21 protein-coding genes, 4 tRNA genes and 1 pseudogene are annotated in these 26,714 nt (G+C 58.0%); 20 read left to right on the top strand and 6 right to left on the bottom strand.

Annotation, left to right across the window (positions count from 1 at the left end):
- The first annotated feature begins 663 nt into the window (after positions 1-663).
- The 10 genes from QNJ86_RS08795 (at position 664) to rplA (ending at position 5,147) form a co-directional block, all read left to right on the top strand.
- Positions 664-748: transfer RNA gene (locus tag QNJ86_RS08795), tRNA-Tyr, on the top strand.
- A gap of 6 nt (positions 749-754) precedes the next feature.
- Positions 755-830, top strand: a tRNA-Thr gene (locus tag QNJ86_RS08790).
- Positions 831-841: 11 nt separating this feature from the next.
- Positions 842-918: transfer RNA gene (locus QNJ86_RS08785), tRNA-Met, on the top strand.
- Between the two features lie 86 nt (positions 919-1,004).
- Positions 1,005-2,207, top strand: coding sequence for an elongation factor Tu (tuf, locus tag QNJ86_RS08780; protein WP_283832236.1), 1,203 nt, complete (start codon positions 1,005-1,007; stop codon positions 2,205-2,207).
- 114 nt (positions 2,208-2,321) lie between these two features.
- Positions 2,322-2,471 (top strand): 50S ribosomal protein L33, encoded by a 150-nt coding sequence (rpmG, locus tag QNJ86_RS08775; protein WP_283832235.1) that lies wholly within the window; start codon positions 2,322-2,324, stop codon positions 2,469-2,471.
- A gap of 24 nt (positions 2,472-2,495) precedes the next feature.
- A tRNA-Trp gene (locus QNJ86_RS08770) sits at positions 2,496-2,572 on the top strand.
- Between the two features lie 121 nt (positions 2,573-2,693).
- Positions 2,694-3,131: a preprotein translocase subunit SecE gene (secE, locus tag QNJ86_RS08765; RefSeq protein WP_283832234.1), complete on the top strand. Its 438-nt coding sequence runs from the start codon at positions 2,694-2,696 to the stop codon at positions 3,129-3,131.
- A 3-nt stretch (positions 3,132-3,134) separates the two neighbouring features.
- Positions 3,135-3,671, top strand: a complete 537-nt coding sequence (gene nusG, locus QNJ86_RS08760) for a transcription termination/antitermination protein NusG (protein ID WP_283832233.1) — start codon at positions 3,135-3,137, stop codon at positions 3,669-3,671.
- A 112-nt stretch (positions 3,672-3,783) separates the two neighbouring features.
- Complete coding sequence (rplK, locus tag QNJ86_RS08755; RefSeq protein ID WP_283832232.1) at positions 3,784-4,287, top strand: 50S ribosomal protein L11; 504 nt, start codon at positions 3,784-3,786, stop codon at positions 4,285-4,287.
- A gap of 149 nt (positions 4,288-4,436) precedes the next feature.
- Positions 4,437-5,147, top strand: coding sequence for a 50S ribosomal protein L1 (rplA, locus tag QNJ86_RS08750; RefSeq protein WP_283832231.1), 711 nt, complete (start codon positions 4,437-4,439; stop codon positions 5,145-5,147).
- Between the two features lie 72 nt (positions 5,148-5,219).
- Here the strand turns inward: rplA and QNJ86_RS08745 are convergent, their stop codons facing one another.
- On the bottom strand, positions 5,220-6,536 hold the full coding sequence (locus tag QNJ86_RS08745; protein ID WP_283832230.1) for a hypothetical protein: 1,317 nt from the start codon (positions 6,534-6,536) through the stop codon (positions 5,220-5,222).
- A gap of 220 nt (positions 6,537-6,756) precedes the next feature.
- Between QNJ86_RS08745 and map the strand changes: the two genes are divergently transcribed.
- Positions 6,757-7,527: a type I methionyl aminopeptidase gene (gene map / locus QNJ86_RS08740; protein ID WP_283832229.1), complete on the top strand. Its 771-nt coding sequence runs from the start codon at positions 6,757-6,759 to the stop codon at positions 7,525-7,527.
- Positions 7,528-7,570: 43 nt separating this feature from the next.
- On the opposite strand, the gene QNJ86_RS08735 is transcribed toward map, so the two are convergent.
- Positions 7,571-8,860 carry a carboxylate--amine ligase gene (locus QNJ86_RS08735; RefSeq protein ID WP_283832228.1) on the bottom strand — a complete coding sequence of 430 codons (1,290 nt, stop codon included), beginning with the start codon at positions 8,858-8,860 and terminating at the stop codon, positions 7,571-7,573.
- A 366-nt stretch (positions 8,861-9,226) separates the two neighbouring features.
- On the opposite strand from QNJ86_RS08735, the gene asnB reads away from it, so the two are divergent.
- On the top strand, positions 9,227-11,188 hold the full coding sequence (gene asnB / locus QNJ86_RS08730; protein WP_283832227.1) for an asparagine synthase (glutamine-hydrolyzing): 1,962 nt from the start codon (positions 9,227-9,229) through the stop codon (positions 11,186-11,188).
- Between the two features lie 486 nt (positions 11,189-11,674).
- Here the strand turns inward: asnB and QNJ86_RS08725 are convergent, their stop codons facing one another.
- Complete coding sequence (locus QNJ86_RS08725) at positions 11,675-12,859, bottom strand: ATP-binding protein (protein WP_283832226.1); 1,185 nt, start codon at positions 12,857-12,859, stop codon at positions 11,675-11,677.
- A 210-nt stretch (positions 12,860-13,069) separates the two neighbouring features.
- On the opposite strand from QNJ86_RS08725, the gene QNJ86_RS08720 reads away from it, so the two are divergent.
- Entirely contained in the window at positions 13,070-14,260 is a 1,191-nt protein-coding gene (locus QNJ86_RS08720; protein ID WP_283832225.1) for a hypothetical protein, read from the top strand.
- Positions 14,261-14,317: 57 nt separating this feature from the next.
- On the opposite strand, the gene murJ is transcribed toward QNJ86_RS08720, so the two are convergent.
- Entirely contained in the window at positions 14,318-16,483 is a 2,166-nt protein-coding gene (gene murJ / locus QNJ86_RS08715; protein ID WP_283832224.1) for a murein biosynthesis integral membrane protein MurJ, read from the bottom strand.
- A gap of 66 nt (positions 16,484-16,549) precedes the next feature.
- On the opposite strand from murJ, the gene QNJ86_RS08710 reads away from it, so the two are divergent.
- The 7 genes and pseudogenes from QNJ86_RS08710 (at position 16,550) to QNJ86_RS08685 (ending at position 25,360) form a co-directional block, all read left to right on the top strand.
- Positions 16,550-17,464 (top strand): NAD(+)/NADH kinase, encoded by a 915-nt coding sequence (locus QNJ86_RS08710; protein ID WP_283832223.1) that lies wholly within the window; start codon positions 16,550-16,552, stop codon positions 17,462-17,464.
- A 230-nt stretch (positions 17,465-17,694) separates the two neighbouring features.
- The gene (locus tag QNJ86_RS08705) at positions 17,695-18,420 is read left to right on the top strand and encodes a flagellar protein FliS (protein WP_283832222.1); all 726 of its coding nucleotides are present in this window, start codon (positions 17,695-17,697) and stop codon (positions 18,418-18,420) included.
- Between the two features lie 70 nt (positions 18,421-18,490).
- A complete protein-coding gene (locus QNJ86_RS08700; RefSeq protein WP_283832221.1) occupies positions 18,491-19,060 on the top strand; it encodes a hypothetical protein in 570 nt (189 codons plus the stop codon).
- 42 nt (positions 19,061-19,102) lie between these two features.
- Positions 19,103-20,644, top strand: coding sequence for a hypothetical protein (locus QNJ86_RS08695; RefSeq protein WP_283832220.1), 1,542 nt, complete (start codon positions 19,103-19,105; stop codon positions 20,642-20,644).
- Positions 20,645-21,623: 979 nt separating this feature from the next.
- Positions 21,624-21,749, top strand: a pseudogene (locus QNJ86_RS13910) (hypothetical protein); the annotation flags it as partial.
- Positions 21,750-21,785: 36 nt separating this feature from the next.
- Positions 21,786-24,422: a leucine-rich repeat protein gene (locus QNJ86_RS08690; RefSeq protein WP_283832219.1), complete on the top strand. Its 2,637-nt coding sequence runs from the start codon at positions 21,786-21,788 to the stop codon at positions 24,420-24,422.
- 119 nt (positions 24,423-24,541) lie between these two features.
- The gene (locus QNJ86_RS08685; RefSeq protein ID WP_283832218.1) at positions 24,542-25,360 is read left to right on the top strand and encodes an InlB B-repeat-containing protein; all 819 of its coding nucleotides are present in this window, start codon (positions 24,542-24,544) and stop codon (positions 25,358-25,360) included.
- Positions 25,361-25,640: 280 nt separating this feature from the next.
- On the opposite strand, the gene QNJ86_RS08680 is transcribed toward QNJ86_RS08685, so the two are convergent.
- Both QNJ86_RS08680 and QNJ86_RS08675 read right to left on the bottom strand, forming a co-directional pair.
- On the bottom strand, positions 25,641-26,255 hold the full coding sequence (locus QNJ86_RS08680; RefSeq protein WP_283832217.1) for an ATPase: 615 nt from the start codon (positions 26,253-26,255) through the stop codon (positions 25,641-25,643).
- Positions 26,255-26,638 carry a helix-turn-helix domain-containing protein gene (locus QNJ86_RS08675; RefSeq protein WP_283832216.1) on the bottom strand — a complete coding sequence of 128 codons (384 nt, stop codon included), beginning with the start codon at positions 26,636-26,638 and terminating at the stop codon, positions 26,255-26,257. Before QNJ86_RS08675 ends, QNJ86_RS08680 begins: the two co-directional genes overlap by 1 nt.
- Positions 26,639-26,714: the final 76 nt, after the last annotated feature.

Here is a 26,714-nt window from a genome sequence, read left to right as displayed (position 1 = left end):
TTTATCTCACATGCAACCTACATTGGAAAGGACGTACTCGCCATAAATCTGGCGACATAAAGAGTATATGAGGGGCGCTTCATCACGAAGCGCCCTCTCCGCCGAAGGCGGAGAACAAACCCGCGTCGTAAGGTAAGGAATCGAGAGAACTCGTGGCATATTACCCAGCGCGATAGCGCGTCACACTTTTGAAAGAAGGGGGGGTGCTTTCGCAACGCAGAGTGCCATCGCGAGCCTCTTCTCTTACCTTATATATAGTAAAGAACCATTTATCCACCAAAACTCGTTTCCCCTTACCTTATATATAGTAAGGCGTGTGTGGGTGCGCCATAAGAGCTACGTCGTGCTGTACGGGTTGCGTTTGTTGGGACGTGTCCCGTTATACTTGTTGAGAAATTTCTTAACGCATAAAGAGAAATCTGCGCGATAATGGCAACGATGATGCGCTTCCCCTGTGGGTGTAGCGTACGCAACGTCATCATTACCTGGGAAAACACATTCCTCCCGCTCGAAAAAAAGGAGGAATCGTGAAGACACACCCGGGGGCGTGTAGATAGTTGACACGTACGTATTCCTAGCGTATTATTCATCTGCTCGCGCGTTCGGAAAGCCCGAAACACGCGACAGGCAGCTTGATAAATACACATGAATTGGGCGAAACATGGGAGTGTGCCCGAGTGGTTAAAGGGGACGGGCTGTAAACCCGTTAGCTATGCTTACCTAGGTTCGAATCCTAGCGCTCCCACCATTTTTTGCCTGTGTAGCTCAGTCGGTAGAGCACTTCCTTGGTAAGGAAGAGGTCGTCGGTTCAAGTCCGATCGCAGGCTCCATTTCAAAACATGGCGGTGTAGCTCAGTTGGTCAGAGCACACGGTTCATACCCGTGGCGTCACTGGTTCAAATCCAGTCACCGCTACCATTTGCTTTATTCCCGCGCCCACCTTGGGCGCGTCATTATTTTGGTTTGAATTCACTTACGTGAACCTTTAATAAGGAGGATGACACATGGCTAAGGAGAAGTTCGAGCGTGGAAAGCCGCATGTGAACATCGGCACCATCGGTCACGTTGACCATGGTAAGACCACTCTCACGGCCGCCATCTCGAAGACCCTGTCCGAGAATGACGGTAGCCACGGCTCCGCTCGTGCGGACTTCACGGCTTTCGAGAACATTGACAAGGCTCCCGAGGAGCGCGAGCGCGGCATCACGATCTCCATTGCTCACATCGAGTACGAGACCGACGCCCGTCACTACGCTCACGTTGACTGCCCCGGTCACGCTGACTACGTCAAGAACATGATCACGGGTGCGGCCCAGATGGACGGTGCCATCCTCGTAATCGCCGCCACCGACGGCCCCATGGCCCAGACCCGCGAGCACATCCTGCTCGCCCGTCAGGTCGGCGTGCCCTACATCGTGGTGTTCCTGAACAAGTGCGACATGGTCGACGACGAGGAGCTCCTCGAGCTCGTCGAGATGGAAGTTCGTGAGCTGCTCGACAGCTACGAGTTCCCGGGCGACGACACCCCGATCATTCGTGGTTCCGCTCTGAAGGCCCTCGAGGGCGACAAAGAGTGGCAGGAAAAGGTCTGGGAGCTCATGGACGCGGTGGATTCCTACATCCCCACGCCGGAGCGCGACATCGACAAGCCGTTCCTGATGGCTGTCGAGGACACGATGACCATCACCGGCCGCGGCACCGTTGCCACCGGTCGTGTGGAGCGCGGTACGCTGCATGTCAACGACCCGCTGGAGATCATCGGCATCAAGGAGACCCAGAACACGGTTTGCACCGGCATCGAGATGTTCCGCAAGCTGCTCGACGAGGCTCAGGCTGGCGACAACATCGGCTGCCTGCTCCGCGGCATCAAGCGCGAAGAGATCGTGCGTGGCCAGGTTCTCTGCAAGCCTGGTAGCGTGACCCCGCACACCGAGTTTGAGGGCCAGGTCTACATCCTGACGAAGGAAGAGGGCGGCCGTCACACGCCGTTCTTCGATGGCTACCGTCCGCAGTTCTACTTCCGCACGACGGACGTCACGGGTGTTGCTCACCTCCCCGAGGGCACCGAGATGGTTATGCCTGGCGACAACATTGAGATCAAGGGCGAGCTCATTCACCCGATCGCAATGGAAGAGGGCCTGCGTTTCGCTATCCGCGAGGGTGGCCGCACCGTTGGCTCCGGTCGTGTTACGAAGATCATCAAGTAACACTGCTTTGCTGCTAAGCGCGGGGCTCGCACGCCTGCGAGCCCCGCTTCTTGAAAATTCATGTGTATCCGGAAACGTTATCAAGCTCGTACGTAAGCGATTAGAGGAGAATTCATGCGCACGTTGGTCACCTTGGCCTGCACCGATTGCAAGCGTCGCAATTACACGACCAAGAAGAACAAGCAGAACAATCCTGATCGCATCGAGTTGAAGAAATATTGCAAGTGGTGCGGACATCATACGCTGCACAAGGAAACTCGATAGCGTTTCAGGGAAGAAGCAAGCAATAGGCCAGTAGCTCCAATTGGTAGAGCGGCGGTCTCCAAAACCGCATGTTGGGGGTTCGAGTCCCTCCTGGCCTGCCAGCTTGTTTATCTGGAAGCAGCTTGCATTCAGGTTGCTTGTATGAGCAGCTTGGAATCAGGCTGCTTGTTTGGCGTTTAAGACCGATACGAAATTACCCGGGTTCTCGGGCGAAGGAATCAGATGGCAAAGAAATCAAAGACACAACGAGCGAAGGCTTCTGCCGCCCGTGCTGCACGCAAGGAACAGGCGCGCGAAGCTCAGGCCGCTAAAGTCGAGGCTAAAGACGTCGCCGAGGCTGATGCCGCTGCAACCGAACCCAAGAAGCGGTTTTTCAAGAAGGCCGACAAGGCCGAGGCCCCTGCCGCTGACAAGCAGGAAAAAAAGAGCGAGAAGCAAATCGAAAAGAAGTCCGAAGCTAAGCCTAAGAAGCGCCGCTTCGGTTTCCTGAAGGATGTCCGCGCGGAAATGAAGCGCGTGACGTGGCCGACCAAGCAAGACGTGTTCCGTTGGAGCGTTGTTGTGGTGGTTGCGCTTTTGTTCTTCGGCGTGTATGTGGCTCTGCTCGACAACGTTATTATTACGCCGCTGCTCGTAGCTATTTCTGGGCTGGGGGCGTAGGACATGTCGAAGAAGTGGTATGTCCTGCACACCTACTCGGGCTACGAGAACAAGGTGAAGAAAAACCTTGAGACGCGCATCGAGACCATGGGTCTTGAGAACAACGTGTTCGCCATTGAAATCCCCACCGAAATGGTGACGGAAATCAAAGAGGGCGGACGTCGCGTTGAGAGCGAGAAAAAGGTGTTCCCGGGCTACGTGCTTGTCCGAATGGAGTTGGACGACCGCAGCTGGGCCGCTGTTCGCAATACCCCCGGCGTTACCGGGTTCGTGGGAAGCCAAGGCAACCCCGCTCCGCTGACGCGTGAGGAATACAATAAGATTATGGGCATGGGCAAGCCGCGCGCTGGCGCTCCGAAGAAGACCTCGTCTTCTATCGAGGTGGGGCAGTCGGTGAAGGTAGTGTCCGGTCCTCTGGCCGAGTTCGACGGTGTGGTTTCCGAGGTTATGCCGGAAGCTGGCAAGGTGAAGGTTATGGTGTCCATCTTCGGACGCGAAACCCCCGTGGAACTGTCGTTCGACCAGGTGGCAAAGATTTAGCACTACGAGGATGTAAGCGGCAGCGTGCCCGCAGTGGACCGGGGCTTCTCACGCACACGCTGCTTCGTCGATATACGTTCACACTGATTGATCAGCTGAAAGGATAACTCTCATGGCTGAAAAGAAAGCAACCGGCTTTATTAAGCTTCAGATTCCCGCCGGTGCGGCAAACCCGGCTCCTCCGGTCGGCCCGGCTCTGGGTGCTCAGGGCGTCAACATCATGCAGTTCTGCCAGGCGTTCAACGCTCAGACGCAGGATCAGTCCGGCACTATCATCCCGGTCGAAATCACGGTGTACGAGGACAAGTCGTTCACCTTTGTGTGCAAGACCCCGCCCGCGGCTATCCTCATCAAGGAGAAGCTGGGCATCAAGAGTGGCTCCGGCATTCCGCAGATCACCAGCGTGGGTACGCTGACCGAAGATCAGCTCCGCGAGATCGCCGAGCTTAAGATGCCCGACCTCAACGCCAACACGGTGGAGGCTGCTATGGAGATCATCGCCGGCACGGCGCGCTCCATGGGCGTGCGCATCGAGGGCCGCGAGATGAAGAAGAAGTATGTGCCGTCCCGTAAGGTGGCTGCCATGCTCTCCGGCAAGGAACTTGACGAAGACTAAGCGAAGGTGGCGTTCCCGCGAACGCCACTTTTTCTGTGTTTGTGCGTGTATGTTTGGGTACTACCTCGCCGGTCGAGAGCCGCGTGAGGCGTGCAAGATGACAGTGGAAGGGCGCGAGGCGTCCGCTACGAACCACGAAAGGAACTATTATGACGAAGCATGGTAAGAACTACCTCGCCGCAGCCGAGAAGGTTGCCGAGACTCCCTACACGCCGCTTGCGGCAATGCAGCTGGTCAAGGAGGTTGCATCGGCTAAGTTTGACGAGACGGTGCAGGCCGACTTCCGCCTGGGCATCGACACCCGTCAGGCCGACCAGCAGCTGCGTGGCACGGTAAGCCTGCCGAACGGCTCGGGCAAGAGCGTGCGCGTGGCCGTGTTCGCTGAGGGCGAAGCGGCTCGTGCTGCTGAGGAAGCCGGCGCCGACATCGTGGGCACCGACGAGCTTATGGCTCAGATCCAGGCTGGCGAGTTCAACTTCGACGCCGCCGTGGCTACGCCGGATCAGATGGGCAAGGTTGGCCGTCTGGGTAAGATCCTCGGCCCCCGTGGTCTCATGCCGAACCCGAAGCTGGGCACCGTTACCAACGACGTGGCGAAGGCCATCAACGAGCTCAAGGGCGGCCGCGTGGAGTATCGCGCCGACCGCTACGGCATTGCGCACGTCATCCTCGGCAAGGTGAGCTTCACCGCTGAGCAGCTGGCCGAGAACTACGGTGCGGTGTATGACGAGATCCTGCGCATGAAGCCTGCCGCGGCCAAGGGCAAGTACGTGAAGTCCATCGCCGTGTCCTCCACCATGGGCCCGGGCGTTCCGGTGGATTCCTCCGTGAACCGCAACTACACCGAAGCCGCTGAATAACCGTTCAGCACGCGACACAAAAAGAACCCGCGAAGTACTCCGCGGGTTCTTTTTTATTTCAAGCTAGTTTAGTTACGCCATGACAACTTCTACTTCTTCTACCTCTTCCGTTTGTGCGCCACCCTTGCCCAGGTCGTGGCCGGCACCTTGAATGCGGCCGAGCTTGGTATTGTCCTCCGTGCGGCTACGCAGCTCGGGGATGGGGCTTTCGGCGTCCTCCAGGCGGTAGTCTTCGCCGTCCTTCTTCTGCGTGTCGCGAATGACGCGGTGGCTCGGGACATCTTGCACACGGCCGTTCACATGCGCGTTCCATGAGAAGAAACGGAAATCGTTCGGCAGGTCGTCCACCTCGACGAATTCTTCGTCCTGCGCGGTGAGCGTGACCTGCTCGGCCAGTACCTCGCGCACGTAATCCTTCGTGGGATGGAAATCCAACAGCTCCGGGAACTCGCCTTCTGGGATGAGCTGCTGCCATTCCATACCCTCGTACTTCTGTAGCAGTTCGGCGGCCTTGTGCAGGTGTGCAACTTCCTGCTCGAAGTGATGACCCCAGATCTTCTTCGTGTAGGCGTCCACCTCGGTTTCGTAGAACGAGTAGTACAGGTAGCATTCCATGTACTCGCGCAGCAGCATGTTTTGCAGCCACGTGCACGACGGGTCAAGCAGCGAACCGTAATGTGTGACGTGCTCTTCTTCCACCATGCCAATTTCCTGGTAGAGGTCGCGGCCGGCGCCTTCGGGCACCGTGTTGCCCAAGTTCATGTAGAAGTTCATCGTCTGCTGCTCGCCGGCCGTGAGGATGAGCGCGCCCAGCGTCGTGCGGATGTCGGCCGTCTTGGCGTTGCGTGGCATGCGCACGGCGTCGAAGGGATGGCGATGGTGCGCGATGGTGGGGCGGCCAGGCGTGATTTCAATGGTGTCACGCACCAGCTTGTGCGCCGGCAGGTCCTCGTCGAACTTGAGCAGGTTGGAGTAGCGGTACAGGTGGTCGAAGTCCTCAAGCAGGGCGAAGTCCATGCAAGCCTTCGCGTACTCATCGGGCTCGTGCATGGCGAGCCATGCTGTGAGGTCGACGGCCAGCTGCTCGTAGCCGATGGTGAGTTCCAGCGTGGTTTCGTTGGAGGGGGAGAGCCAGTTCACGTGCTTCTGCTGGCCCTGCTCGATGCGGCGCACGAGGGCGATTTCGCGGCGCAGGTCGTTGTTCTCGCAGTTGCGGTGGAAGTTGTGGCCGAACATGACCGCTTCCACCTCAATGCCGTTCATGAGGATGATGCGGGCCTTCGTGTAGGGGTCGGCCTCCAGCTTGTCGTAGGGCTTGGGCGCGAGTTCTTTCCAATCGAGCATCATGTCTTCTAGGGATTTCGTCGGCTTTTCGTCGAACGGGTTCATACTGCCTCCTTCTTGCTGACGGAGCGCGTCGGCCCTCGGCTGGCGCGCGTGATTCCGTTTCATGCTAGGACGGCAGCGTATGTCTGGTGCGGGCGCACGGGACGTCGTTTCCAGGCTGTACAAAGGTCGTTACGACGCGGAAGCGGCCGAAGGTGGACGCGGGGGAGTGTTATACTGGGCGGCGGTATATATGCGACGGGGCAAGAAAGGTGCGCGAGGCATGATCATCAAGAAGTCGCCGGCCGAGATTGAGGCCATGAAGGAAGCCGGCCGCGTGTCGGCTAAGGTGCTGCGCGAAGTGGGCGCGGCAGTGCGGCCGGGCGTGTCCACGTTGGAGCTGGATGAACTGGCTGAAATGCTCATTCGCGCCGAGGGCGGCATCCCGGCGTTCAAGGGCTATGGCGGCTTCCCGGGTTCCATCTGCGCGTCGGTGAACGAGCAGGTGATGCATGGCATCCCGTCGGCTAGTGTGGTGCTGCAGGAAGGCGACATCATCTCTATTGACACCGGGGCCATTGTGGACGGCTGGGTGGGGGATAACGCCTGGACGTACGCGGTGGGGAAGATTTCGCCTGAGAAGCAGCGGCTACTGGATGTGACTGAACGCTGCATGTGGGCCGGCCTTGAGGCGGCGCGCCCGGGCAACTACCTGGGCGATGTGGGGCACGCCATTCAGTCATTGGCTGAGGCGGCGGGTTTTGGTGTGGTACGCGACTACGTGGGCCACGGCATCGGCCGCGACATGCACGAGGACCCCAACGTGCCGAACTTCGGTCGCAAGCACACGGGCGTGCACCTGGAGCCGGGCATGGTGCTGGCCATTGAGCCCATGATCAACCTGGGTACGTACAAGACCCGCCAGATGTCCGACGGCTGGCTCGTCTCCACCCGCGACGGCCGCCCCAGCGCCCACTTCGAGAAAACGGTAGCCATCACGGAGGATGGCCCGGTAATCCTCACCACCGAAGAAGGCCATAGGCGCCCAGTGTAGCAATCATGGCTATCAATCCTGCGCGCCTCATCTTAGGCTCCTTCTATTTCAGCTGTTTGCCGTTGGTGTTCCAGTAGAAGCGTTTGAACTTGGGGATTTGGTTCACGTGCATGGCGCGGGCCCAGAAGTTGTGGACGAGGGAGTCGGGCGCGTAGTGCAGCGGGTAGGGCTCTGACGTGTGGCGCAGCACTTCGAGTGCTTGCTGGAGGCGCGCACGGTTCTCCATGCTGCGGTCGAGCACGTAGCGCGGCACGCAGGAATACACGAACGGGTTGTACGCTTCGCGGTACTCGATGGGCTCGCCCAACAGGAACTCGCGCACGATGAGTTCGACGAAGTTTTGGCCGCCCAGGCTCATATAGTAGGTGTTGCGGCCGCAGCGGGTGTTCACCTCGAAGAAGCGGAAGGAGCCGTCGCGTTCGTCGTACTTGATGTCGAAGTTCGCGAAGCCGCGGTAGCCGGTGCGCTTGAGGAAGCGCTTCGCCGCCTCGATGATGGCTTCTTCGCGCTCGCCCATGATGCACACGGGGTTGCCGAGCGCGGTGGGGTCGTGATCTTGTAGGCACACAACGCCGCCGGACACGACGCGCAACTCGCCCGAGGCATCCGAGAACGTGGTGAGGGTGCGGATGGCGTCGTCGCCTCCGGGGATGAAGTCCTGCAGCACCAGTTCGTTGGTGTAATCCGATGTGCGGATATTGTGCCACACCTGCGCCAGTTCCTCAGGCGACTCAATCTCGTAGATCTTGCGCCAGCCCTCGATGGTGGCATCCTGGAACTGCGCCGAGTTCGACGGCTTCGCGATGAGCGGGTAGGGGAAGTCGTTGACCGGCAGCTCGGTGGGGCCGTCTTCGCCGCACGAGAAGTACCAGGTGTGCGGGTAGGGAATGTCCAGCTCGTCGCACAGCTCGTAGAAGCGGCGCTTCTGCGTGATGTCGTCGAGCAGGTCGAAGTCGATGTAAGGCACTGTGTAGCCCGCCGCTTCGAGGCGCTGCTTGCCGGCGGAGAGCATGCGCGCGTGGCAGTCGTCGCAGCCGAGTACGAGCAGCACGCGGCTGGGGTCTTCCGCAAGCACGCTGGCGGCCGTGCGCTCGAGCGCATCGTAGAGGCCCTCTGCCTCATGGATGTGCGGTTCCAGGCGATAGTCGGTGAAACGGCTGGCTGAGAGCATCTTGATGTCCTGCGTGGCCAGCACAATGGTGCGCTCGACGCCATATGCGCGATGCAGCTCGCGCACGTAGCTGTACGCGAGGATGTCGCCGCCCACAATGACGGGCTGCAAACGACGCGCCACCTCAGCGGCGGAAACAATACGGGGGTTCTGCATGGTCATAGCTCGGTTGTCTCTTTCCCTGTTGTACTTGTTGATCTGCCATTATCCCACAGATAAGTCCCCGCTGCCGAACGCACGCCGCAAGCACAAAAATCCCTTCTCAGTTTTCCAGAGTCAAACACCTGTTGACGTTTCTTTCGTAATTCAACTACTCATTAGTCAACGATGTCGTAATAAACCGCTTCAAATGTCGTAATAACGGGCCAGTATTACGACATTTTGGGCGAAAAACCCCGATTTCCGCGCCAGTATTACGACATCGGACGCCATCTTTGATATGGGGTTTCCATTGTCTATCTTGGGGGATTGGACGGGTTAGCGTATCATACCGGGGGATACGGACGAGCAGAACAGGAGCATTGGCAGATGTGCGGATTCGTGGGATTTACCGCGGTTGATTATGACGTTGAGACGAACAGAGCGGTTGTGAAGGATATGGCCGACCGCATTGCGCACCGCGGGCCCGACGACGAGGGCTTCTTCGTCACCGACGACATTGCGATGGGCTTCCGTCGCCTGAGTATCATCGACCTTGAAGGCTCGCACCAGCCCATGCAAAACGCCGACGGCACCATTACGGTCACGTTCAACGGTGAAATCTACAACTTCCAGGAGCTGCGCGCGGAGCTGGAGGGCCTGGGCTACGCGTTCAAGACGAACGGCGACACCGAGACCATCGTACACGGCTACGAAGCGTGGGGGACTGACGTTTTCGAAAAGTTGCGCGGCATGTTCGCTATCGCCATCTGGGATGCGTCGAACAAGCGCCTCGTGTGCGCCCGCGACATCTTCGGCATCAAGCCGTTCTACTACCAGCACGACGAAGGCCGCCTCATCTACGGCAGCGAAATCAAGGCGTTCCTCGCGCACCCCGCGTTCCACAAGGAACTCAATCGCGAGCAGTTGCCGCAGTACCTGTGCTTCGAGTACATGAACGACTCGCAGACCATGTTCAAAGATGTGCACAAGCTGCTGCCCGGCCATTTCATGGTATTCGAGAACGGCCAGCTGTCCACCGAGTGCTACTACCACATCACGTACAAGATCGACGAGTCGAAGAGCCTCGACGAATGGGCCGACGAGATCAACCGCGTGTTCGACGAATCCGTGGCGGCGCACGAGATTGCTGACGTGGAAATAGGCAGCTTCTTATCGGGCGGCATCGACAGCTCGCTCGCCGCGTTTTGCATGGGGCAGCACGCGCCGGACATCAAGACGTTCTCGGTGGGCTACGACATCGGCTGCGAGGACAAGCTGGCCGAGATCAACGCTCTGCCCGACTTCGACATCAAGTTGAACGAGCTGGAGGATGCCACCGCGTTCGCCGAGTGGGCGCATCTGCCGAACAAGCAGGTGAAGGTGACGGCCGAGGAATTCCTCGACATCGTGCCCACCGAGCAGTACCACATGGACGAGCCCTTGGGCGCGCCGAGCGCCATCCCGCTGTTCTTCGTGAGCAAGCTGGCGCGCGAGCAGGTGAAGGTGGTGCAGTCGGGCGAGGGCGCCGACGAGCTGTTCGGCGGCTACTGGATCTACCACGACCAGTTCGAGTTCGACAAGTACTTCCGCGTGCCGCGCCCCCTGCGCGCCGCCGCGGGCGCCATTGCCGAGAAGCTGCCGCCGTTCCATGGCCGCCGCTTCGCCATGCGCGGCTCGGGCGGGCCGGAGAAGAGCTACCAGCGCGCGTCCATGAACTACATGTGGGACGAGATTCCCAACGTGCTGCGCGACTACGAGGGCCCATGCCGCCCGTGGGAGTGGTGCAAGCCGCACTTCGACGAGGCCGCGAAGCAGAACCTCGACATCATCACGCAGACGCAGTACGTGGATATGGTCAGCTACATGCCCTTCGACATCTGCCTGAAGGCGGACAAAATGTCCATGTCGCAGTCGCTTGAGCTGCGCGTGCCGTTCCTCGACAAGAAGGTGCTCGACGTGGCGCTGCAACTGCCCACCGCGTGCCGCGTGGACGACGAGCACGCGAAGTACGCCCTGCGCGTGGCTGCAAGCAAACTGGGCTTCCAGAAGAAGGTGGCGAACATGCCGAAGCAGCCGTTCATCACCCCGCTCACGGTGTGGCTGCAGACCGACCTCTACTACGACCGCATCAAGGAAGCGTTCACGAGCGAAGCCGCACACGAGTTCTTCAACGTGGACTACCTGGTGCAGATGCTCGACGACCACAAGTCCGCCGACTTCTCGACGGTGGAAGGCCGCGGCAAACTCAAGATGATGCGCATCTGGAACATCTACTGCTTCCTCTGCTGGTACGAGGTATTCTTCGGCAAGACGAGTGAGAAGTTGGCCCCGAAAACGCAGGTAGCGTAAAGCGTTTCGGCCGCACTGCATGAGGTTGGCCGCAGGAGTGTGGCGGCCAGCTTGGATGCCGCACTCACGCTGCGCAAAGTGTGACGCGCTTCGCGCTATCTAAATAAACCACAAAGTGGTTGCCCTCCCGACCACTATGGCGAGGGCTCTTTCATGTACCATAAATCTAACTAAAAAGGTAACCTTCGTAGGGGCGTTTCATCACGAAGCGCCCTCTCCGCCGAAGGCGGAGAACCCAACCGAGACCTGCGTTTTCGCGCTCCGCGCGAACGGGTGCTTCCCTAAAGGGACTAGGCGCTGCGCGCCGTCGCTGATAGCACTCCTACGGGGATAGCCAAACAAGTACGTTAACCAGGGGAGATCATGCCCTCGTCATGATGATGGGGATGCGCATAACATTCTGGCATATTCAATAGCACGAAGCGCGTCACACTTTTATGCAGCGGGACGGGGCTTTTGTTGCAACCCCCCTCCCGAATCCCAACCTTAGAACAGCGGAATGCGCCCCAAAAGAAAATCTTCGAGGGGCGCCTCGCTCGAGCCTACGACGAGTGTGTGCGTGTCAGGGTAGCGGCGCGTAAATGCGTCAAGGCCGCCAAGGCTTTTGATCTTGCCGCTTTTCACCTCAATGGCGGTTCGCGCCATGCCGTCCTGAATGACGAAATCCACTTCATCGTTCCCCTCGCGCCACCAGCATACGTCGAAATGCTCCTTGATTGCGCGTTTGAGCAGGTATCCGCCGACGGCGCTTTCGACAAGATGTCCGCGTCGGTCCGGGTCAGAAAGTAGGAATTCGCGATAGCGGCCGTATGACGCCACCATGAGCGAGGTATCGTGTGCGATAAGTCGTGGCGAAGAGGCGCGCGTTTTCATGAGCTTCTCGGTATACTTTTGAAGCCCGCTGAGCAAACCGGCATCCGAAAGCAGCGACAGATAGTGCGCAACAGTGGTGGCGTTTCCTGCATCGTCAAGCTGGCCGAGCAACTTTCGGTACGAAACCTCTTGTCCGGAATAGGCTGACCCCAAGGTGAACAGGGCCTCCATGAGGGCGGGCTTCGTGACACGGTCAAGCGAGATAACATCTTTGAGTACGCTCGGCGCAATGATGGAGTTCTGCAAGTAATCGAGCCAACGATCCTTGTCGTTCTTGAGGGGCGCCGCGCCCGGATACCCACCGAAATAGAGATACTCGTCCAAGGTGAATCCGAAGGCCTCAGCGCATTCGTTGAAATCCCACTGCAGGCAGGAGATAATCTCAAATCGGCCGGTCAGCCCCTCGCGCAGTCCCTTTTGTAGAAGCAGCGACGATGAGCCGGTAAGCACCACAAGAAGGTTGGTTCCTTTGTCGGTATCTTCGTCCCAAAGCGCCTTTACTACAGCCGACCACTGCGACACCATCTGAACCTCATCCACTACCAGCAGAGCACACCCCTCTAAAGCGGCGAGGCGCCGCGCTTCGCCCCATTCACGCCGAAGCCAGTCCTGCGTTGCAGGAATGTCTTGCGAAGCGCGAACGAATCGCACGGGGCGTGTTTCGGTTTCCAAAGCTTGCCTGACCGCGGTGGTCTTTCCGGTTTGGCGTGGGCCCACAATGACTTGAATAAAACGCCGCGGCTCCTGGAGGCGTTCTACCAGAGTATTTACGATGCTTCGTTGAAAGTGAGGCTGCATGGCTTGTCCTTTCTGTTTAGAGCCATACTAAGGGACTGAATAAAAATGTTCAATGACTGAACAAATTTGTTCAGTGAGTGATGCAAAAATGTTGCGAGGGGTGGGTAACGGGTTGGTGGTGGGAGTTTCGGGGGTGTGACGGAATGGCTGGTCGGAGGGAGGCGCGTGCTAGGCTTGGGCGGTAAGTAGGTCGAAACCCAAGGAGTTCTCATGCGTGCCAAGCCGCTCTCTCGTTCGCTTGTTTATTGGTGTGTAGCTGTGTTTGTGCTGGCGGTGTGTTGTGCGCTGGTGCCCGGGCGGGCGTTTGCGGAGGTTGCTGGCCCGTTTGAGGTTGAGGGGCCTACAGACTCGTTTGAATGGGATGGCTCAACGCTCACCATTACTGCAAATGGCGTCACCATTCAGGGTATGTCAAGCGCGGATGCTCCGGCGGGGGCGGTGGTGGTCGGCGACCAGGTGCAAACGGTCGGCATCGGCGCGAACGTGCGCATTTCCACGCTCACGGTGAAGCGCGCGACCACGTTTGTGGTGAGCGGCACGAACAATGAGGTGTTTCAGGTGGATACCGTACGCGACGACGCCATCGGCGGCGACGGCAGCATCACTATTGAGACCGGGGACGCTGGCGTGGACGTGTTCGACCGAGCGGTAGTCCGCGTCGATGGGCCCATCCAAGCGGCGCACGTGTGGCAGAAGGCGCGGCTCGTGCTGGGGCCGCGCGCCGATGTCAAAGGCCCCATTACGGTGTACGGCGGCATCCTCGATCTGTCGCAGGTGATGTTCGGCGCGCCTATCCCGATTGGCGGCATTGCGGTGGGCACCACCGCCACGCTCGCCATCGTTGCTCCCTTTGGGGCCACTGACCTGCATCAACTCATCACGTACCAGAACCTTGTTATCTACGACGCGGTGCCGGTGTATGAGAACGAAGAGGAAATAGGCACGCTTAATACGGATGGGTCGTTCAACATCACGGCCACGCGCCAGGTGGCTTTCCGCGGGTTCGATGGCGCACCGCTGGCGACGGAAACCATCAAGCTGTTCGGGGCGGCCACGGCTCCGGTGGTGACGGTGCCCGAGGGGTATCGGTTCGTTGGGTGGGATCAGCCCTTCGACTATGTGACGAAAGATATGACGGTGAATGCGCTGTTCGAACCCATACCTTCGTCTGATGTGCAGCCCACGCCTCCGGCGGGGACGGGCGGCTCAGGCGGGGCGGGTTCGGCGGGTTGTGCGTCGGTAACGAAGCCTTCGAAGGTATCGTCTCGGGCGACGTTAGCTGCAACGGGTGATGCAGTTCCCAGGAATGCAATGCTTGTGGCAGGCATGGTGGCAGCTATTGCCGCAGGTAGTGCGGTTGTTGCCGCGGTCGCACTAGCTCGCGTGCGTCATCATTCCTAACGCACGGCGCGCCAGCGTGTATCTTGCCCGCGCATTATCGCCAGCCAGACGCCGCTGCTAACCCCTGCCGCGCCCCAGCTTCCCCTTCACCTTGCCAACAATGGAGGTAACGAACGCTGCCTCGGGCACGTGTAGCTTCATGGACAGGCCAAACGTCACCACGAGCGCCACCACGCCGCCAGCAATCACGTAGGCGAACGCCTGCGGGATGGAGCCCGACAGCGGCCCCACAAACGTCTGCAGCGCGAACAGCACGCCGCCGCCCGCCGCGGCACCCAGCCCGCCAAACACCAGGCCCGACAGCACCGCCTTCGCCACCGAGCGTAGGCCAAACGGCCCCAGGCGGTGCCGCAGGTACGCGAACAGGCAGATATCGGCCACCACGTAAAACATGACCTCGGCCACCGCGATAATCTCAATAGGGAAGCGCCCGATGTTCGCCGCGCCAAACATGGTGAGGCCAATCTGCACCGCGCCCGCCACGAAGTTGAACGCCGCGAACACGCCCATCTTCCGCAGGCTGCTGAATATTTTTTGCAGGTACGTGTTCACGCCGTAGAGCGGCAGCGCGAACGCCCACACGGCCAGATACGACGCGACCGACGATACGTTCTCCATGGTAAACGCGCCCGCGTTGTAAAGCGTGACCAGCGGCAACGCAAACACCATAAGGTACATCGCGAACGGAATCATGAAGAACAGAATTTGGTTCGTGCCGCTCACAATGCCGCGCTTCACGCCCGCAGCGTTGCCTTCGGCCTGCATGTCGGCTAGCTCGGTGAACATGGCCGTGGTGATGGGCACCGCCAAGAACGAATAGGGCAGCGTGAACCACAGGCGCGCGTACGTGAGGATGGACGGCCCGTTGTCGGCGAAGCTGTACGCCGCGGCGTTCTGCACCGACACCACGGCAAACGAGCACACCATCACAAACACCGTGGGAATGCCAATGCCCAGCGTCTCGCGCAGCGCCGGGTCGCGGAAGTTGATGCGCGGGCGGATGCGGATGCCATTCTTTTTGAGCGCCGGCAGTTGAATAGCCAGCTGCACAAACACGCCAAGCGGGTTGCCGATGGCAATAATGTAGAGCGCAAGTTGCTGGTTCTGAGGCGCCACCAGCACATACAGCAGAAACGATGCAATGACAATAACGTTGTTCGCCGCCGGCGCTATGGACGACCACAGGTAGTCGCGGTTCGCGTTGAGCAGGCCCGATATGATGGCACCCGCGCCGTAGAACACAATTTGTATGGCGAAGAACTGGAAGAAGAACACCGCGTCCGACATCTCCGCCTGGTCGGAGTAGAAACTCTGCGTGTAAATAACCACCGAGGGGAACGCGATGCAGAGCGCCGACACCACGCCCAGGAACACTACTACAATAGTGAGCAGATTCGACGCGTACTCGTTTGACGCTTGCTGCCCCAGCTTCTTTTTTACTGACAGGTACACGGGCAGGAAGGCCGTTACCAGCATGCCTCCAATGACCAGCTCATACAGCAGGCTTGGCAGATTGTAGGCTACCGAGTAGGAGCTGGCGAGCAGCGTGGAGCCCAGCGCGAAGGCCATGGCCCACGTGCGCACGAAACCCAGCACGCGGGAAATCATCACGCACACGCTGATGAGCGCCGCCGAAGAACCTACTTCTGCGGCGGAATCGGTGGGGGCGGGCTGCTCGGTGCGCACGAGCGTTTTGTCCACGCCCGCGTGGCGGCCGCCGACGAAGATGGCGCCGGTTGCACCGGGGTCGGTGGTGGGGGAGTTGGCGGGTGCGTTGGCTGCGCCCGCCGCACTCGCGCCGCCACCCGCGCCCGCTGCCGCCGTGCGGTCAACCCCCGCGTGCCGACGGCTTCCGCCCGCGCCACCCGCAACCGGACGGTTGGCATACGCGCCCGACCCATCCACACGCACGTCCTTCGGCACCGCGGCACGGCGCGGCTGAGGCCGCGGAACCACCTGGTCTGCCACCTTCGCGGCAATAACCGTGCGGTCGAGCCCCGCGTGGCGTCCGCCCACAAATAGCTCCGACGTGCATCCCGGGTCGATTGCGCGTGCGTGCGCCGCCGCCCGCCGTCCGACAGGCGCAGCCTCGCCGTGCGCCGTGTCACCCGCAGCGGCGGGCGCACCAGCAGCCCCCGGACGCGCCGCGGGAGCAGGATTAGAAGCGCCATGTGCCATATCGGCAACGCGCGTATGTTGAGCTCGTGCGAGCTTATCGGACATGAACGGACGCTTTCTTGACCTTCGGATATAATGTCCCATCATAGCAAACCCGGAAAGAGGACCTTCATGCACATCCTCATCGTACGCAATAATTCCAACTCGCAGGCCATCGACGCGTCGCTTCTGCTGGCGACGTACCTGGCCACGCAGGGGGCGGCTTACACGCTGGTTGATTCGTCGGAGTTGTCGTGCCGCTGTGACCACGAAGAGGTGAACGCAGCGTTGACGGCGGGTGTCGACATGGCGGTGGTGCTGGGCGGTGATGGCACCATCCTGCGTACGGCGCGCCAGATTGGCACCACCGGGGTGCCCATTCTGGGTATCAATTTCGGTCGCCTCGGCTTCCTGGCGAATTCAAGCGAAGAGGGTGTGGTTGCTGTGGTGGCCTCGGCCTTGGCGGGCGACGTGGTGGCCGAACACCGCACCAACCTGCGCATCGACGTGGTGTGCGAAGGCGAGGAAGACCCCTGGGCGAACGACGGGGAAGGCCAGTTCAGCGCCTTGGCCCAGTCGCTGGAAGCCCCCGAATCCCCGCGCACGTTCTTCGCCCTGAACGAACTGGCCGTTACCCGTGGTGCGAACGGCCGCATCATCGACTTCGGCCTGGACATCTCGGGCGCACATATCGCGGACATGCGCGGCGACGGACTGGTGGTGGCCACGGCCACGGGCTCCACGGCCTACGCGCTCTCGGCTGGCGGCCCGCTGGTCTCGCCCGGGTTCGCAGGCCTGGTGGTGGTGCCGCTCGCGCCCCATACGCTGCATTCGCGCGCCATTGTGACCGCCGCCAACGACGTGGTGGAAATGGACCTGTCCCACAATGCGGACACCCGCGAGGTCACGCTGTTCGCCGACGGCGAGCTTCTGGAATTCGAGAGCCCCGTCACGCGTGTTTATATCGCACGCGGCGAGGCTCCCACGGTGCTTCTGCGCTACCAACGCGAAGGCTTCTACGAACACGCCGCAAAGGTGTTTTTCTAGGCACGCATCAGCGCCCAAAATGGCGTTTGAAGCGCTTTAACGCCTCTAATCCCATTGCTCTAGTTATATATAACCCCTGTTCATAGGGGTTATTTTTTGTTGAAAAAACTTCACGGGGGTGTTATTTTCTTCCCTCAAAGCATTGACTTCCGCCACCCCCATGGCGTATCTTAGCTCACTAAGCTTCCACGATTTCTTCATGGAAGCCAGAACAGAGGAGTTTTTTACGTATGAGCACGCAAGATGGTCAGAGCACGCAGAGCCTTCCAGTAGACGACAGCACAAGCACATCCTCCAGCCAGGCTGCCCACGCGGCCGACGGCGCGCAGGGGAGCGGCGCTGTCCCTTCTGAATCGGCACCTGCCGGTCAAAGTTCCGCAACCGGAGCTTCTGATTCTTCTTCCACCACAGCGGGGGCGGCCGCCAAGGCTGCCAAGGGCGCGGGGAAAATCCTCGGCCTGTCTCGTCACGCCTTCGCGGGCGTGGTGGCTGCGGTCGCCGTGGTTGCGGCGGTCACGGCTGGTGTGGTGCTGACGCAGCAGCCCGCGCTTGAGGACTGGTTCGACCCGAACGCTTCGCAGGGCCAGTTCGAGGGCAAGAGCAAGGAAGAAATTCAGGCCGCCCTGAACGAAGAGGTCAAAAAGGGCATGATGAACATCTCCATTGCCGCCGTCATCAAGTTCCCCGACGGCGCGTCAGAGGGCGAGGCGCGCATTGAGAACATCGCTGCCAACCCGGTGGATCAGAAGGTGGTCATCGCGCTGAAGGATTCGGGCGAAGTGGTGTATGAGTCTGGTGCGCTGGCGCCTGATCAGCACATTCAGAATATCAAGCTGACGCGCGACCTAGATCCGGGCGACTACACCGCCGTGGCAACGTTTACGGGCTACGATCGCGAAACGCACAAGCAGACCGGCCAAGCGGCCGCCGAGATTGTGATTCACGTAGAAGGCTAAGGGGCCTTCCGCGAGAAGATACGTAGAGCATGTTCGACAACGTAATGGCACAGAGGAAAGGACAAGAAGGATGAAGTTCACGAATTTGAAGAGGGGTATTGCCGGAGTATGCGCAGCCACGCTGCTAACAGGCATGTGTGTGGCCCCGGCGTTTGCAGCGGCGGTTACTCCTAGCGTTTCTAACGGAGGTGTTGATTCTAGCAATGCAGCCAAAACTACGATCAATGCCCAAGTAGATGGACAGCTTTCGGCAACGGTTCCTACTACCCTTACTGTTGGTATCAGTTCTGCTGATGGAAGTCTTATATTTCCTGCCGATAGCGAGCTCTATATTGAGAACACAAGCTCGGCATACGGGATTCACGTCGTAAGTATTGAGGCTAGTGCTGGAAGCTTGCTCGATCAATCGAGTGCATTCGCAAGTAGTACAGCTGCAAATGCGGCATGGCTGAAAATTGGCACCACGTCTGCTGATAAAGATCTGAGTTCGAAGCTGACGGTTGCAGATGCTAGTTGGGATGTTGCATCTGCCTCCAAGCTTCCAATTAAGTTTGCAGGTGCAGTAAAGAACGTTAACACGTTTGACCCGTTCACTTTGACAACTCTGACTTGGACTATTGGTGGGGGTCTATACGCATAGTTTGATCAAGAAAGTAGAAGCTAAGGATTGTGGTTTTGCTTCATGATGAAGCACGATCTACATAAGAAATTTTTGCATGCGGCCGCGCTAAAGATTGGCGCGGCCTGCGTGCTTACTTGCCTGCTGGTGGTGGGGTTTTTGCCTCTCGGTTCGTTGGGCTATGCCGAGACTCCGCAGGTGGGGGAGGGTACGCCGGTTGTTGTTGAGACACCTGAATCCTTGCCGCAACCTGGAACTCCCGAGATAACGGACGAGACGTCCACGCCAAGTGACACGCCTGTCGAAACACCCTCGGAGCCGGCGGTCGAGCCGCAACCTCCCGCCGAAGACCCCGCACCCGTCACACCGACGGAGCCGGTCAACGACCGCACGTGGTTCATCGGCGCGGACGACGCATCGGCCGTTGTGGCTGAACTCTGGAACGACGGCACCTTCGTCGTCGACGGAGCAGGCGACACGCTTGTATTCGAAGACGCCAAAAGCGTTCCATGGCTCAAAGCCGGGTTCGCGGCCGATATCAAGCGCGTCATCTTCGCTGACGTCATCGCACCCAAGAGCCTTGCGTACTGGTTCGAGGGCTGCGAAAACCTCACTGAACTGGCCAGCGTGCCCGCGGCACTCGACATGACGCACACGTTCTTCAACTGTGCCAAGTTGAAAGAACTCTCCGACGATTTCACGTTTGCACCCGATGCAAAAACCAAGGCCTGTTTCGGCTTCGCCGAGACGCCTACCGAACCACTCATCACGACGTATCGCGGCACCGATTCCGCAGTGCGCGCCTACGACTGGGCCCAAGACGGCCGCACTCTCGTAAACCCCGACGTCCCCGTCACGCCCGACGCGCCCGATACGGGCACCGATCAGCCCGAAAACCCAGCTCCCAACCCCGATGGCGAAGCAACAACGCCAACTGACCCCACTGATCCTGCGAATCCAACGGAACCAACCAACCCCGACGATCCTACAACTCCAACAGAGCCAGCCAATCCTGACGATCCAACCAACCCCACCGACCCGGCTGACCCCACTACTCCCGACGACACTACTCCAACCGACCCCGACGCTACCACGCCATCAGACCCCACGCTCAACCCCGATGCCACCGACCAACCCACCGACGAAGTTCCCCCGGTCGAAGAGGAACAGCCCGTCGAGCCGCCTGCTCCGCAGGTGAGCATCACGGTGCCGTCGTTGGTCTCGCTGATCTTGGGGCAAAACGGCCCGAACTCCGCGAGCATTTCGGTGTCGCTTGCCAACAACTCCGAAGCGCCGGCCGAGGTTGTGGGCGTGCGTCTGAAGAAGGCGAGCACCGACCTGCCAGCCGGTACCTGGTCGCTCGTGTCGGCCCAGACCGGAGCCCATTTCGTCGACGATGCCCGCTTCACCCCGCTTGGTCTGGAGGCTGTGCTCGACACTCCCGTCATGTTGCCGTCGAGCGCCGAAAGCATCGATCTGGTGTGGGAAGGCACGTTCACCGACCTCGGCATGAAAACCCTTCTCGAAACCGCCGCCGCCTCCGAAGGCTCCTTCGCCTACGGCACCCTCATCTGGCACATAGAAGCCGCCGATTCCACAGTGTAAGCGTTGTGGCGCTGGGGGAATAAAAATGTGACGCGCTATCGCGCTACTCATTACACCAAGAGATTGTTTCCTCCCTACCACTATGACGGGGGCTATTCCGTGTACGATAAACATAACTAGAACGGTAATCTTCGTAGGGGCGCTTCACGAAGCGCCCTCTCCGCCTTCGGCGGAGCGGATGCTCTGGAGAGCATCCCTACGATGGTGATCTAACAGGTAAGGTTAACACTATCTGCATATGTCCGCGTCATAATGTGAGGGTAGGTGGGGGTGTCTTGGCGTATTAGGTAGCGCGCAAGCGCGTCACACTTTGTGGAGAAAGTGTGGAGGCTTGGAAGTTTAGGGAATGCCTCTTGTTGCGGGCTGGGGGATACAATCTACCTGCGGGAATGGGGAATTGCGGGCTTGGTTCTGCTGTCGATAGGGAAGATGGGCCACTCTTCACAATCCCGAATCGCATGCTACTATGCCGACTATATGCCGCATGCAAGCGACGGACCGGGAAACGATGTCGCGGCGGTATGCACGGGAAGAAGCACTACAAAAGGACAAGGGATAATCATGCGAAACCGAATGTCACGGTACGGCAGAACGGCGTGTGTAGTAACGCTTACACTCGCGCTTGCTGCCGGCCCACTACCTGCCTTCGCAGGTACCGCAGAATCCGAAAATCTCCGGGGGGGGGGGGGCTTTCTGAGCCTTTAGTCGCCCAAGGCGAAACCTCGGGAACCACAAGCTCTGAATCTCTTGCGACTTCGGTCGCCCTTCTTGATTCTCAAACAACCGGATCACTCCCACTCGTCCAAGGGACTCCCAAAGCAACACTCGGCACGTTTGTGTCTGAAGGTCTCATTTTTGAAGTGAACGAAGACGGCACGTCCGTCGCTCTGGTTGGCATTTCTGCCACCGATCTCAAAACCATCTCCGTCCCCACCCAGGTTGTAAGTGGTAGCGACACCTACACTGTCACGACCCTTAAATCCCTCGGGGGGGGGGGGGGGCATTCACTGATTCTTCTCTAGAATCACTCTCCCTTCCTGAAACAATTCAAACAATAGACGACGAGGCACTCAAAGGTATCTCGTCACTTAAGCACGTCCAGATAAGCCCCAAGTGTGAGGGCTTTTCTTCGTTAGACGGCATGCTCTTTACGAAAGACTACTCGCATCTCCTACTCATTCCCGAGGGTAAGGAGGGTGCTATCGCCATCCCTGGTTCTACAACCCATGTCTCTGCCCAGGCATTGTCCCTGTGCCAATCGGGCTCCTCACTCACCACCGGGGATGGCAGCACCGCATTTGCTTCACATGACAGGATGCTGTTCACCAAGGATCTCAAAACCCTGGTTGCGGTTCCTTCGGCTTACGGGACGGCCGTGGTATTGCCAGCCGAGACTGAATCTATCAGTGAGTATGCTCTTGCTGGTTGTAAAGACCTGGCATCAATCACTGTGCTCGGGAATGTTCAATCAATCGACCCGACGGCCTTCGCTGATGAAGTCAAAGCTTCCGCAGTTGTAGCTCTTCCGGCGGGGCAGGACTACGCAGCTCGCAAGGCCGTTTGGAAGGCGGCTGGCTTCCAGCACTTCGCAGAGCCTGCTCAACCTGGTGCAACCACAAGTGCGAACACCAACGAAACCAGCGGCCTCGCTTACACCTTGCTCAACGATTACACGCTCGCAGTCACCTGGCAAGGTAAAGATGACCCGCAAGGCGACCTTGAAATCCCGTCATTTGCCGAGATCAACGGCGTCCCCTACCGCGTAAGCACCATTGCTGAGAGCGCCTTCGCAAACCGCGGCTCACTCACTAGCGTGAAACTCCCCACAACCATCACCACCATCAACAACGGAGCCTTCGCTGGCTGCGCCAACCTCGCAGCTATCGAGTTTCCGAACACTCTTCGCGAGATAGGCGAGCGCGCCTTCGAAGCTACTTCCCTCAAAGACGTGTGGCTTCCCGCCAGCATTAACTCCATCGGCTCTCGCGCCTTTGCCTCTTGTTCAACCCTTGAGCGCGTGGTGGCTCTCGGTAACTCCGAAGTAGCAAATGACGCCCTCGCCGGCTGCACCAACGTCTCGATCTACGTTCCCTCAGGCTCCGAAGATACTTGGAACCCAGGCATACCCTCAGACAACAACCACCTCATGCCTTACGGTATCTCCCTCTCAGAAGAAACCCTCACTATTGAAGCTGGTCAGGAAGCCAACCTGCTCGAAGGTGCTAACCTCCAAGCACCCGACCCCATAGAAGTTTCCTACTCCTACGCCGCTGCACCTCTGTCGGTGGAAGATGGTATCATCTCTGCCAAGAAAGCAGGCACCACAGACGTAACCGCTGTGCTTTCCTTGGACGGCATCGAACTCACTCGCGCAACTCGCATTGTCGAAGTCTCCCCAAATCCCGAAGGGGAACCTGACATTGCCATCCTCAACTCCGAAGTACCCCTGCCTGCTGCCTATCTCGCTAACGCTCGCGAAACCCAACTCAATGTCACAGCTCCCGTTGGTGTCACCTTTGGCAAAGACACTCCCTACGATGTGGCAGATGCTAATCCTCCGGCATCCATGCAATCAAAGGAGTACTTCGAAAACAACATGGATGTTCCTGTTTATCTGGCTCAAGTTGATTGCACGCAGGAAGAGGTTAGTACCGTTCTTGTGGGGAATACTGGTGCCACTCTTGTTACGAATCAAAAGCTTTTCAGTCTCTATCCTGAAGGGGCCGAAGGAGAGGCAATGCATTTTGGATGCGATAAGGACATTAAAACTGCGTCCCCCAATAATCCAAGTGCTTTTACCATACAGCCCAAGTCCAAATCTCCTTTTATCTTTCGCTTGAACCTCACCAACGACACAACCAACCTTGCCAATGCCAAGGTGAATCCGAGCGTTGCTACCAAAAACACCGAGACGAAAAAACTTGCCTCCTTAATGTACACCTTTGAAACGGTGCCTCTTCTCGGCTTTGGATCCGGTAAGGTTGAGTCATCGCCCTTCTACCTAAAGGACAAGACTACCGGTGAGGTGTACACCGCAGCTGAAGTCAAGGAACATGCCAACGCAATCGCAAGCGGCAACCAAGACATTAAAGCAGCGTATCAATCCTTTATGACTAAAGAGGACACTTACGAGTGCAAGACTGTTTGGGATGATACTCCCTACGATGTGCGCATCATTGGCATCAATCACGATGAACTTTCAGAGCGGTCTGCTGACGGTCGCAGCAAGGCTGGTCTTACCTTCCAGTTTGTGAATCTACTTGACCAGACGTACGAGATGAATCCCACAAGTGTTACCAACACTGGTGGCTGGGGTGCAAGCGGACTTCGTAGAAAGATGAACCCTGGTGGTGAAATCTGGAACATGGTTCCAGTTGATCTACGGAAGGAAATTGCTCAAGTACTCAAAGCCTATGGGCCTACCTGGAATGCACAATATAGTATTGTTGAATACTCGCAAGACTATCTCTTCCTGGCTAGCTACCGTGAGCTTTCAGACTCAGTCTACACTGGAGGTAGCTTCGCAGGTAGGGCGTGGCTAACAGCTGAGGGTTACCAGTATGAATATTGGGAAGGAAAGGTTCCTAACAGTTATGGTGCCAATCCGAACCTCGTAAAGCACCCCCAGTCCTACTCGTGGGCGATCTACTGGTGGCAGCGCTCTGTGACTCCATACAACCCGAATGGCTTCATGTATAGAGGTAAGGACGGGGACCCCGATGCTAGAGCCAGCGACGCTCCGGGCTCGACGGGAGTTTGCCCCTGCTTCTGCCTCTAATCCAACATCCAGAATCTGCCGGGGCTGTGTCCCCGGCAGAGTCCCTCACTTCCTCACACCGCTAGTTACTACTTCGCAGCTACTCGTCTGCGGAGCTGAAAGAAAGGAGTGTGTCAGCAATGCCGGACATGAGACATATCTCAAAGCCACACACCCGGCCCCTCCTCGTTGTGCTTTTGTTTCTGCTTGTTTTCTCGGCAGCTTTGATGCTTGTTTTGCCTCAAGCAAAAGCTCTTGCGGACACGGGACCCACTATGCTCAGCATCAACATAAAGAACTCTTCTATCTATACCATTACGCTAGATAACGACGGCGTAGAGCCGAATCAAACCTTTGATGTTGTTTATGATGCTTATCTAGGTTCAGTGACGCCCCCAAAACAAAGAGATGGCTATTCGTTTCTGGGCTACTTTGATAGCGCGAACAAAATGTATTTCGACACAGAGGGCAAAGGACTTGGTAAGTGGGACAAAACGTCAGACACCACTCTTTATGCTCACTGGGCCTTACAGATACAGTGCACGTTCCCCAGCAAAGCTCTCGTTCGGGTGGATGCAGCAGGTAACATTACCGGCCAAGAAGGACTTCCGTTTTCTTCTACAAGTGCGGGGGCCATTAAAATAACCGCTGTTGAAAGTTCACAGGATTCCGGAGCTGACTCACTGTTTGTCGGTGTTGCAACCTTGCGCGGTACGCGCATTCTGCTGACGCCGCCTGCGGCCTCCGGATCGACCGTTGAGGTTCCTCTCACGACAGCAACAACAACAACAACCATTCCTGGTGAAGGTTGGACTATTGCTGCGGGAACCATTGATAACCCATCCACCCTCTTGGTTGATTTCAGCCTGTCTTTGCCGGATGGAGCCCAACTCAACTACCTCGCAGGAGATGGTGAGGTTTCTGTAGCTAACCTCTCCTACGTGGTAAGTGCCGCCTGAGCCTCCTAGAGGCGGCAACCAGCGGCCGGAACCACCCGTCCGGTTGCGCAAACCCAACAGGCGCGCCTCCCCATCACGGGCGCGCCTGTTGTGGTTTTGGGTACGCTGCGTCCCTGCCGCGCGAAAAAGCCCCTCACGGGGAGTGCCTGACAGGTAATGTTTATGGTGCTGGCAAGATGCCCGCGTCATAATGTGAGGGTAGGATGGGTGCTCTTGACGCAATTGATAGCGCGTAAGCGCGTCACACTTGGGCGGCGCAGCGACATTGTGTTCACAAAGGTTATGTCTCGCTGTTGGCGATGAGGCGCATCATGATTTCGTGTATCCATGTGACGTCGATGCTCTGGTTTTCATAGCTAACAAGGTCACCAGCAAAGAAACGAGCCATAGGTTTCAGAAGATACGTGTTGTCAAAAAGGAAGACTTCGTCACAAAGAGGAACTGCCTGAACCAAATTATCGAAGGATGCTTTTGCGCGCCGCCGCACCGTATCGGGGTCTATGCCGTGACCTCCTTGGGTCACCCGATAAGCGATACGACGGTTGGCTATTTCAGGATCTTCAATGCCTACATAATATAAAGTGATGTAGAAGCCTAATTCTTTTGCCTGAGCAATAAAACGCATGATAGTGCGTCCCGTTAAGGTGGTTTCTTGATTGAAAGAAACCCGCTGCTCAAGGCATGTTTTAACTATACGAAGCGCTTCCTTTCCTGCGCGTAGTTGCGCAGTGGAGTCTGTCCAATCCCATCCGCTTGCTAAAAGTATCTCATCTGAGTTTACGCGTGGGGTGGTTGGGGTTATCGTGGAAGAATCCCACAGATCAGACCTAAAAAGCGTTGACTTGCCAGCACCATTCACCCCAGCAAAAAGCGTATAGCGAAGCTGCGCCTGCATCAGAACACGCCTTCTTCAATGAGGCGTTTCTGCTTTTCTTGGAGGAAAAACGTTGCAACGGTTACGAAGAAAGCTTCTTCTTCTTTGGTTTGAGCTTGGTTAAGGAAGTTGCCGTTAAAGATGCCGGACAGCGTTTCTTTGCAGTCCAGATAGAGCTGATGGGCTTTCTCGATGTCGAACGGGTTGTCTTGGGGTTCGACCTCTTTTTGCTTGGGGGGCCGACCAGCGCGCGGTTTTTGACGGATGCGTGCTTCGACCGACTCTTCCGATACAACCCACGTGCGGCCAACCTTCGTGCCTTCCAGAAGGTTCTTTTCAAGTAGCGCCCTCACGCGTACTTCGGTGATTCCAAGCCTGTCGGCTGCTTCTTTTGTGCTGAGCATGCTATCCTCCTAACGCAGTTTCCCATAATTATTGCGTATAAAAAACCTATTGTCAAAGAAACTATTTTTACCAACA

Origin of the sequence: Gordonibacter faecis, from assembly GCF_030077735.1 — a bacterium.
Lineage (GTDB): Bacteria > Actinomycetota > Coriobacteriia > Coriobacteriales > Eggerthellaceae > Gordonibacter > Gordonibacter faecis.
Note: the sequence above shows the minus strand (reverse complement) of the source record. Positions and strands in the feature narration are given on the sequence as shown.

Excerpts from the sequence above, each read along its gene's own strand:
- tuf (WP_283832236.1), top strand. The coding sequence starts at position 1,005 with ATGGCTAAGGAGAAGTTCGAGCGTGGAAAGCCGCATGTGAACATCGGC.
- rpmG (WP_283832235.1), top strand. The coding sequence starts at position 2,322 with ATGCGCACGTTGGTCACCTTGGCCTGCACCGATTGCAAGCGTCGCAAT.
- secE (WP_283832234.1), top strand. The coding sequence starts at position 2,694 with ATGGCAAAGAAATCAAAGACACAACGAGCGAAGGCTTCTGCCGCCCGT.
- nusG (WP_283832233.1), top strand. The coding sequence starts at position 3,135 with ATGTCGAAGAAGTGGTATGTCCTGCACACCTACTCGGGCTACGAGAAC.
- rplK (WP_283832232.1), top strand. The coding sequence starts at position 3,784 with ATGGCTGAAAAGAAAGCAACCGGCTTTATTAAGCTTCAGATTCCCGCC.
- rplA (WP_283832231.1), top strand. The coding sequence starts at position 4,437 with ATGACGAAGCATGGTAAGAACTACCTCGCCGCAGCCGAGAAGGTTGCC.
- QNJ86_RS08745 (WP_283832230.1), bottom strand. The coding sequence starts at position 6,536 with ATGAACCCGTTCGACGAAAAGCCGACGAAATCCCTAGAAGACATGATG.
- map (WP_283832229.1), top strand. The coding sequence starts at position 6,757 with ATGATCATCAAGAAGTCGCCGGCCGAGATTGAGGCCATGAAGGAAGCC.
- QNJ86_RS08735 (WP_283832228.1), bottom strand. The coding sequence starts at position 8,860 with ATGACCATGCAGAACCCCCGTATTGTTTCCGCCGCTGAGGTGGCGCGT.
- asnB (WP_283832227.1), top strand. The coding sequence starts at position 9,227 with ATGTGCGGATTCGTGGGATTTACCGCGGTTGATTATGACGTTGAGACG.
- QNJ86_RS08725 (WP_283832226.1), bottom strand. The coding sequence starts at position 12,859 with ATGCAGCCTCACTTTCAACGAAGCATCGTAAATACTCTGGTAGAACGC.
- QNJ86_RS08720 (WP_283832225.1), top strand. The coding sequence starts at position 13,070 with ATGCGTGCCAAGCCGCTCTCTCGTTCGCTTGTTTATTGGTGTGTAGCT.
- murJ (WP_283832224.1), bottom strand. The coding sequence starts at position 16,483 with ATGTCCGATAAGCTCGCACGAGCTCAACATACGCGCGTTGCCGATATG.
- QNJ86_RS08710 (WP_283832223.1), top strand. The coding sequence starts at position 16,550 with ATGCACATCCTCATCGTACGCAATAATTCCAACTCGCAGGCCATCGAC.
- QNJ86_RS08705 (WP_283832222.1), top strand. The coding sequence starts at position 17,695 with ATGAGCACGCAAGATGGTCAGAGCACGCAGAGCCTTCCAGTAGACGAC.
- QNJ86_RS08700 (WP_283832221.1), top strand. The coding sequence starts at position 18,491 with ATGAAGTTCACGAATTTGAAGAGGGGTATTGCCGGAGTATGCGCAGCC.
- QNJ86_RS08695 (WP_283832220.1), top strand. The coding sequence starts at position 19,103 with ATGATGAAGCACGATCTACATAAGAAATTTTTGCATGCGGCCGCGCTA.
- QNJ86_RS08690 (WP_283832219.1), top strand. The coding sequence starts at position 21,786 with ATGCTCTTTACGAAAGACTACTCGCATCTCCTACTCATTCCCGAGGGT.
- QNJ86_RS08685 (WP_283832218.1), top strand. The coding sequence starts at position 24,542 with ATGCCGGACATGAGACATATCTCAAAGCCACACACCCGGCCCCTCCTC.
- QNJ86_RS08680 (WP_283832217.1), bottom strand. The coding sequence starts at position 26,255 with ATGCAGGCGCAGCTTCGCTATACGCTTTTTGCTGGGGTGAATGGTGCT.
- QNJ86_RS08675 (WP_283832216.1), bottom strand. The coding sequence starts at position 26,638 with ATGCTCAGCACAAAAGAAGCAGCCGACAGGCTTGGAATCACCGAAGTA.